Annotated in this window: 8 protein-coding genes; 6 read left to right on the plus strand and 2 right to left on the minus strand. The window is 72.8% G+C overall.

All coding sequences use genetic code 11. The features are described from left to right. Positions 1–383: 383 nt before the first annotated feature. The 3 genes from ACTOQ2_RS22075 to ACTOQ2_RS22085 are packed head-to-tail and all read left to right on the plus strand — an operon-like array spanning position 384 to position 4,481. Complete coding sequence (locus ACTOQ2_RS22075; protein ID WP_440101795.1) at positions 384–1,304, plus strand: DUF1702 family protein; 921 nt, start codon at positions 384–386, stop codon at positions 1,302–1,304. Between the two features lie 25 nt (positions 1,305–1,329). Continuing rightward, a complete protein-coding gene (locus tag ACTOQ2_RS22080; protein ID WP_440101797.1) occupies positions 1,330–3,366 on the plus strand; it encodes a CRTAC1 family protein in 2,037 nt (678 codons plus the stop codon). After that, positions 3,363–4,481 carry an enediyne biosynthesis protein UnbU gene (locus ACTOQ2_RS22085; protein ID WP_440101799.1) on the plus strand — a complete coding sequence of 373 codons (1,119 nt, stop codon included), beginning with the start codon at positions 3,363–3,365 and terminating at the stop codon, positions 4,479–4,481. Before ACTOQ2_RS22080 ends, ACTOQ2_RS22085 begins: the two co-directional genes overlap by 4 nt. Here the strand turns inward: ACTOQ2_RS22085 and ACTOQ2_RS22090 are convergent. After that, positions 4,417–5,064 (minus strand): class I SAM-dependent methyltransferase, encoded by a 648-nt coding sequence (locus tag ACTOQ2_RS22090; RefSeq protein WP_440101800.1) that lies wholly within the window; start codon positions 5,062–5,064, stop codon positions 4,417–4,419. The two genes, ACTOQ2_RS22085 and ACTOQ2_RS22090, sit on opposite strands and share 65 nt — an antisense overlap. Before the next feature lie 76 nt (positions 5,065–5,140). On the opposite strand from ACTOQ2_RS22090, the gene ACTOQ2_RS22095 reads away from it, so the two are divergent. The 3 genes from ACTOQ2_RS22095 to ACTOQ2_RS22105 are packed head-to-tail and all read left to right on the plus strand — an operon-like array spanning position 5,141 to position 6,907. Further along, entirely contained in the window at positions 5,141–5,605 is a 465-nt protein-coding gene (locus ACTOQ2_RS22095; protein ID WP_440101802.1) for a pyridoxamine 5'-phosphate oxidase family protein, read from the plus strand. A 9-nt stretch (positions 5,606–5,614) separates the two neighbouring features. Beyond that, the gene (locus ACTOQ2_RS22100) at positions 5,615–5,809 is read left to right on the plus strand and encodes a ferredoxin (RefSeq protein ID WP_362696938.1); all 195 of its coding nucleotides are present in this window, start codon (positions 5,615–5,617) and stop codon (positions 5,807–5,809) included. A 12-nt stretch (positions 5,810–5,821) separates the two neighbouring features. Further along, positions 5,822–6,907, plus strand: a complete 1,086-nt coding sequence (locus tag ACTOQ2_RS22105; protein WP_440101804.1) for an alcohol dehydrogenase catalytic domain-containing protein — start codon at positions 5,822–5,824, stop codon at positions 6,905–6,907. Positions 6,908–7,027: 120 nt separating this feature from the next. Here the strand turns inward: ACTOQ2_RS22105 and ACTOQ2_RS22110 are convergent. After that, a partial coding sequence (locus ACTOQ2_RS22110; RefSeq protein ID WP_440101806.1) for a sugar phosphate isomerase/epimerase family protein occupies positions 7,028–7,249 on the minus strand: 222 nt, incomplete at its 5' end.

Genomic DNA, 7,249 nt, shown 5'->3' on the forward strand with positions numbered 1-7,249 from the left:
ACGCCGAGACGGCCGACGCGAGAACCGGCACCGAGGCCGTCGACCCGCCGGGCCTCCCTGCGACCTCCCACATCCCGGACCTCCCGGCGCCTTCCGGCACGCCGGGCGCTTCGGGTCCTCCCGATCACGCCTACCTCCCACCCCTGCCGGAGGCGCCGGAAGCGCCGGCTTCTCCCGCCCCTCCTGACCTCCAAAACTCCCCGGCCTCCCCGGCCTCCCCGGCCTCCCCTCCGCCCCACCGCGAACCCCCGCGTCCTTTCGAGCCCCCGCACCCGTCCGAAGCCTCGAACAACCCGCCCGAGCCCTCGGACCCGCCGCAGGCGCCGGATCCGTCCCTGCCTCCGGAGCCCCGGGAGTCCCTCACCCCGGCCAGGCCGAAGGGCATGGCCCGGCTGCTGTGGCAGGACCCGGCCCGGATGGGGTTCGGGGTGCGGCGGTTCCGGCTGGGGCCGGCGCGCGAGCTCCTGGAGGGCGCGGGCGGGGCGTTCGTCTCCGGCTTCAACGCGGTGGTCGCCGGGGAGACCGAGCGGATCGACGACCTCCGCGAGGACCTGCGCGGTTTCGCGTACGAGGGCGCGGGCATGGCCTGCGCCACCCTCGACGTGCTCACCCTCACCGGCGGGCGCCGGCTCAGGGAACTGCTGAGCGGGCAGGGCCTGCGCCACCCGCACCTCATCCACATGGGCACCGGCCGGGCGTACGCCCGCATGCGGCTGCGGCCGATGTGGGGCGTCCACTCGGTGCATCCGCTGCTGCGCTGGCTGGCCCACGACGGCTTCGGCTTCCACCAGGGTTTCTTCTCCTCCGACCGGACGGTGGGACGCCAGCGCACGGCCGGGCTGATGGACCGGACGCGGCGGGCGATCTTCGACCAGGGGCTGGGGCGGATGCTCTGGTTCCACGAGTGCGCGGGGGCGGGCGACGTCGTGCTGCGCGTCGCCGAGTTCCCCGCGGGACGTCGCGCCGACCTGTGGAGCGGGGTGGGCCTGGCCGCCACGTACACCGGGGGCGCGAGCACCGCGGACCTGGGGCGGCTGGCCGCGGCCGCGGCCGAGGACGGCTTCCGCGCCCACCTCGCCCAGGGCTGCGCCCTCGCCTGCGCCGCCCGGCTGATCTCGGCCGTCGTCCCCGAGCACACCGTCGCCGCCGCCCCCGTGCTGTGCGGGACCGAGGTGGACGAGGCGGCGGGCTGGACCGACACCGCGCTCGTCGCGCTGGGCCACAACGCACACAGCGACGACCACTACCAGGCCTGGCGAGCGGGGATCCGGAAGGCCTGGGCACGGCGCGACCGCGATTCATGACGCTCATGACCACTCATGACCACTCATGACCACGATGCGGAGGGCGGTGGGAACGGTGCCGGGGGTTCGCAGGTACGCGGCGGGAGTCCTGGCCCTGGTGGCCGCGACCGCCGGGTGGAGGCTGACCGCCCTGCCGGACACCTCGGCCGTGGAGGCGTCCGCCGACTTCTCCTTCCACGCGAGGCGGCTGGGCCCGCCCGCGGAGCCCGGTGACCGCGTCCTGCGGCCGGTCGCGCCGGGGTACGCGAACCTCAGGAGCCGCGTGTCGTCGCTGGGTGCCGGGGTGGCCCTGTTCGACGTGGACGACGAGGTCGTCGCCGACGACCTGTGCCTGGTCGACCCCCGCCGCGACACGGTGACCGTCAGGCCGGCGCCGGGGACCTCCCGCGGCTACCGGCCGTTCACGCTGGTCCCCCCGCAGCGTGGGCGGCACGAGGCTCCGACCGGGTGCCTGCCCGCCGACCTCGACCAGGACGGCTGGGAGGACCTGGTCGTCTACTACTGGGGCCGCTCCCCCTCCCTGTTCCTGCGCGTGCCCGGGGCGCCCCCGTCCGGCGCGGCCTTCCGCCACCGCGCGCTGACCGGCGAACCGGAGATCTGGAACACCAGCGCCGCCACGGCCGGTGACTTCGACGGGGACGGCCGCCTCGACCTGGTCTTCGGCAACTACTTCCCCGACGGCGTGAGGGTGCTGGGCGGCGGCGCCGACCGCGGCGACGCCGTGATGCCCGACTCGCTGTCCGCCGCGGCCAACGGGGGCGGCGACCGGCTCTACCGGGCGACGGGACCCGCGGTGTTCACCGAGGCCGAGGGGGTGTTCGACGAGGTCGAGGGCGGTGCGGGAGGCGGGGGCTGGACCCTCGCGCTGGGCACCCAGGACCTGGACGGCGACGGGCGGCCCGAACTGTACGTGGCCAACGACTTCGGCCCCGACCACCTGCTGGTCAACGAGTCGGTGCCCGGCAGGATCCGGTTCGCCGAGGCCCGGGGCACCCGGCACCTGACGACTCCCCACTCCCGGGTCCTCGGCCGCGACTCGTTCACGGGGATGGGGGTGGCCTTCACCGACCTCAACGCCGACGGCAGGCCGGACATCCTGGTGAGCAACCTCACCGGGAACCACGCGTCGCACGAGAGCAACTTCGCCTTCGTCTCACGACCCGGCGGGCTCCACAAGGGTCACGCGCCGTACGACGACCTCGGCGAGGAGCTGGGGCTGAGCCGCAGCGGCTGGTCCTGGGACGTCAAGGCCGCCGACTTCGACAACGACGGCGTCGACGAGATCATGCACGCGACCGGGTTCGTCAGGGGCGAGGTCGACCGGTGGGCGCGGCTGCGGGAGGCGGCCTCGGCCAACGACCTGCTCCTGTCCCGCCCCTCGCTGTGGCCGGACCTGCGGGCCGGGGACGACCTGTCGGGCCGCGACACCAACACCTTCTTCACCAGGGGCCCGGACGGCCGCTACATGGACGTGGCGCGGCGGGCCGGTGTCGGCGGCGACAGCGGTGACGACGGCGACGGTGACGGTGACGGTGACGGTGACGGTGACGGTGACGGTGACGGTGACGGCGGCACGGTCAGCCGGGCGTTCGCCGTGGGCGACGTCGACGACGACGGGCGGCTGGACTTCGCGGTCGCCAACCAGTGGTCCGCGTCGGTGCTCTACCGCAACCACGGCCCGACGGCCCCGTTCGTGGGCCTGCGGCTCCGCCTCCCCGCGGGCGACTGCGGCACGGCCACCGAGACACTCCCCGCGCGGACGCCCACGGGGCAGGCGCGACCCGGGCCGACACGGCCCGCCATCGGAGCCGTCGCCACGGTGCGCCTGCCCGGCGGGGTCACGCGCAGCAGGCAGCTCTACCCCGCCAACGGCCACAACGGCGTCTCCGCGCCCGAGCTGCTGTTCGGCCTGGGCGACGACCTGCCGGGCGCCACCGTCCCCGTCGAGATCTCCTGGAGGGACGCCTGCGGCGGCGCCCGTACCGCGTCGCTGTCCCTGGAGCCCGGCTGGCACCGGATCCTGCTGGCCGGCGGCCACGCCGCGGAGGTCCGGCGGCCGTGAACGCCGACCCGAGGCGAGACGGACGGAACCGGAACGACCGGGACCGGGACCACCGCGATCTGGACCACCGGAAGCGGGACGAGGCGTTCCGGCGGCTGGCGGAGTCCCTCACCCTGATCACCGTGCTCGGGCACACCGTGCTCGGGTTCGAGCAGTCCTGCCTGGCACCGGTGGTCGGCGTGCTCACCGGCGTGACCGCCGAGTTCGCGCTGGAGACCGTGGAGGCGTGGTCGCGGCGGCGCCCGGCCCGCTACCTCGGGGTGCCCCGCGCCCGGGTCGCCGGCTTCTTCCTGCCCTCCTACGTCTGCGGCCTGCTCTGCGCGATGCTGCTGTACGGCAACGGGCACCTGATGCCGGTCGCGCTGGCCGTCCTCGTCGGCGTCGGCGGCACGTACGTCTTCCGCGTGCGGGCGCCGCCGGCACCACAGGCGCCGCGGGTCCCGAAGGCGCGGGAGACGCCGGAGACGGCGAGAGAGGCCGGCGGGGCGGGGCGGGCCGCCGAGGACGCGCCGGGCAGGCCGTTCCTGAACCCGGCGGCCTTCGGGGTCGTCGCCGTGCTGCTGCTGTTCCCGTGGGTCGGGCTCGCTCCGGCGTACCAGTTCACCGCGTGGGTCTCGGGGCCGTTCGACCTGGTCGTGCCGCTGGCCGTGCTGGCCTGGGGAACGGCGGTGAACGCCAGGCTCGCGGGGAGGCTGCCGCTGGTCCTCGGCTGGGTCGGCGGATTCGCCCTGCAGGCGCTGGTCAGGGGAGGGCTGACCGACGTGTCGGCGGCCGGCGCCCTGCTGCCGATGACCGGGACGGCCTTCGCCCTCTACACCGGATACATGATCATCGATCCTGCCACGTCCCCGGCCAGGCCGCGCGACCAGGTCGTGTTCGGCCTGGCCACCGCGGCGGTCTACGGGCTGCTCGTCCAGTTCCACGTCGTCTTCGGGCTGTTCCTCGCCCCGGTGGTCGTCGGTGCGGGCCGGAGCCTCCGGGTGGCCCTTCGCGACCGCCTCCACCCGCCCGGCGCCGGCGGTCCGGTGGCGGGCGGGTCGTACGAGGAGCTCAGCCGATACCGGGACCGACCCGTTCGAGCACCCGCAGCGAGCCCTCCTGCCGGACCTCCTTGAACGCGCCGGAGGCGAGCACCCGCTGGTAGACGCGGTAGGGAGCCTGCCCGCCCTTGGCCGGGTCCGGGTAGATGTCGTGGAAGACCAGGGCACCGCCCGGCATGACGTGCGGCGCCCAACCCTCGTAGTCCTTGGTCACCGGATCCTCGGAGTGGCCGCCGTCGATGAAGAGCATCGCCAGCGGGGTGTTCCACAGCGCGGCGACGCGCTCGGACCTGCCGACGATCGCGACGACCTCGTCCTCCAGACCGGCGGAGGCGATGGTGGCCCGGAACGTGGGCAGCGAGTCCATCTTGCCGAAGCGGAGGTCCATCAGCGTGGGGTCGTGGTGGGCCCAGCCCGGCTGGATCTCCTCGGAGCCCCGGTGGTGGTCGACGGTGAAGACGACGGACCCGGCCTGCCGGGCCCCCGCCCCGAGGTAGACGGCGGACTTCCCGCAGTAACTGCCGATCTCGCAGATCGGGCCGCGCGGGCCGTACTCAGCCGCGATCTCGAACAGCGCGATCCCCTCCTGGTGTGGCATGAAACCCTTGGCGCGCTGGGCGGCGTACAGCAGGTCGGCCGGCATGGTGGCGATGCTCATCGCAGCAGACTACCGAGACCGAACAACATTCCGAATGCCCTTGCCCGACCTTGTGGAACGTGTTCTACTTTGCACCGTGAACCAGCGCGCCCGCATCGTGATGTCCGACGACGAGGTGACGGCTTTCGTCGGAGAGTCACGGAAGCTGCAACTCGGCACGATCAACCCTGACGGGACACCGCACATGGTGACCATGTTCTACGGGCTGACCGAGGGCAAGATCTCGTTCTGGACCTACGGCAAGGCGCAGAAGACACTCAACATCCAGCGCGACGCCCGGGTGAGCTGCCTGATCGAGGCCGGGGACGAATACTCCGACCTGCGCGGCGTCCTGGTCTACGGGGTCGCGCGGAGGATCGACGACCCCGAGGGCATCCTCGACGTCGGTATGAACGTGGCCAGACGGATGGCCGGGATGCCCGACGCGGAGGAACTCCTCACGGAGTACGTGGCCTACACCGGCCGCAAAAGGGTCGCCTTCGTGGTCGAGCCGAATCGAGTGATCTCCTGGGATCACCGTAAGCTCGCCATTCCCGGTTAGGAGGCCCGTATGAAAATCAACGTCGACTATCTGGTCTGCGAGGCCAATGCGATCTGCATGGGACTCGCCCCGGAGGTCTTCGAGCTCGACGACGACGACCAGCTGCACCTGCTGCTGCCTGAGCCGCCGCCGGAGATGATGGACCGCGTCCGGCACGCGGTCCGGTCCTGTCCCAAAGCCGCCCTCTCCCTTGAGGAGAACTAGGAGGACCCCCCCATGCGTGGTGCGCTTCTGCATGCCGTCGGCGACGACAAGCTCGACATCCGCGACGACTTCACCCTCGCGCCGGTAGGCCCGACGGATGTCCGCGTCAAGATCAGGGCCACCGGTGTCTGCCATTCGGACCTGTCGGTGATCAGCGGCGTGCTGCCCATGCCGCTGCCGGTCATCCCCGGTCACGAGGGCGCGGGCGTGGTCGTCGAGGTCGGCGACCACGTGACCTCGGTCCAGCCCGGCGACCACGTCATCCTCAACTGGACCCCGGCATGCGGCAGCTGCGCGAACTGCCTGGTGAACCAGCCGTTCCTGTGCATGACGTACGTGATGGACAGCTTCGTCAACGCCCGCTTCCGCTACGGCGGCGACACCCCGGCGTTCGGCATGGCCGGGTGCGGCAGCTGGTCCGAGGAGGTCGTCGTGCCCTGGCAGGGCGCGATCAAGGTCGATCCCGACGTACCGTTCGAGGCTGCGGCCCTGATCGGCTGCGGGATCACCACCGGTGTGGGCGCGGCGCTGAACACGGCCAAGGTGCGGGCGGGCTCGACCGTCGCCGTGGTCGGCGCGGGCGGCATCGGCCTGTCGGTGATCCAGGGGGCCCGCATCTCCGGCGCCACCACGATCCTCGCGATCGACCCGCTGGAGTCCAAGCACGCCCTCGCCAAGAAGGTCGGCGCGACCCACGCCATCACCCCGGACCAGCTCATGGACGCGGTCGGCACGCTCACCGGCGGCGCCGGGTTCGACTACGGTTTCGAGGCCGTCGGCAAGTCCGCCGCCATCATGACGGCCTGGCAGGCCACCCGCCGGGGCGGCGACACGATCGTGGTGGGCGCGGGCGCGATGGACGACACCGTCCCGCTGAGCGCCTTCAACCTGCTGTTCGAGGGCAAGAACATCCTCAGCTCGCTGTACGGCGGCTCGGACGTCCGGCGCGACTTCCCGTTCTTCGCGGGGCTCTACAAGGCGGGCAAGCTCGACCTGGAGAGCATGATCAGCTCTCGTATCAAGCTGGCCGACCTCAACGACGCCGTGGCGGCGCTCAGAGGCGGCGAGGTGCTGCGCCAGATCGTCGTCATGGACTGAGGCGCGTCCGGTCCGATCCTCGGCCGGGCCACCGGGCCGCCCACCTGAGCGGGGCGGCCCGGTGGCCCGGCCGTGTTCACCGTGCGTTCACCGTGCGCGTCTCAGCCTTCGGCCGGGGGTTCAGTCCGAGGAGAAGGCGGCGTCGAAGGCGGTGGCGGGCGGGGTGATGGCGTTGAGCTTGCGGATGACGGCCAGCGCGTCGGGGGCGCCGTCGAGGCGGTCCATGCCGGCGTCCTCCCACTCGATGGAGATGGGTCCGGCATAACCGATGGCGTTGAGGGCGCGGAAGCAGTCCTCCCAGGGCACGTCGCCGCGTCCGGTGGAGACGAAGTCCCAGCCGCG

It is taken from the genome of Streptosporangium sp. H16, from assembly GCF_051918855.1.
Lineage (GTDB): Bacteria > Actinomycetota > Actinomycetes > Streptosporangiales > Streptosporangiaceae > Streptosporangium.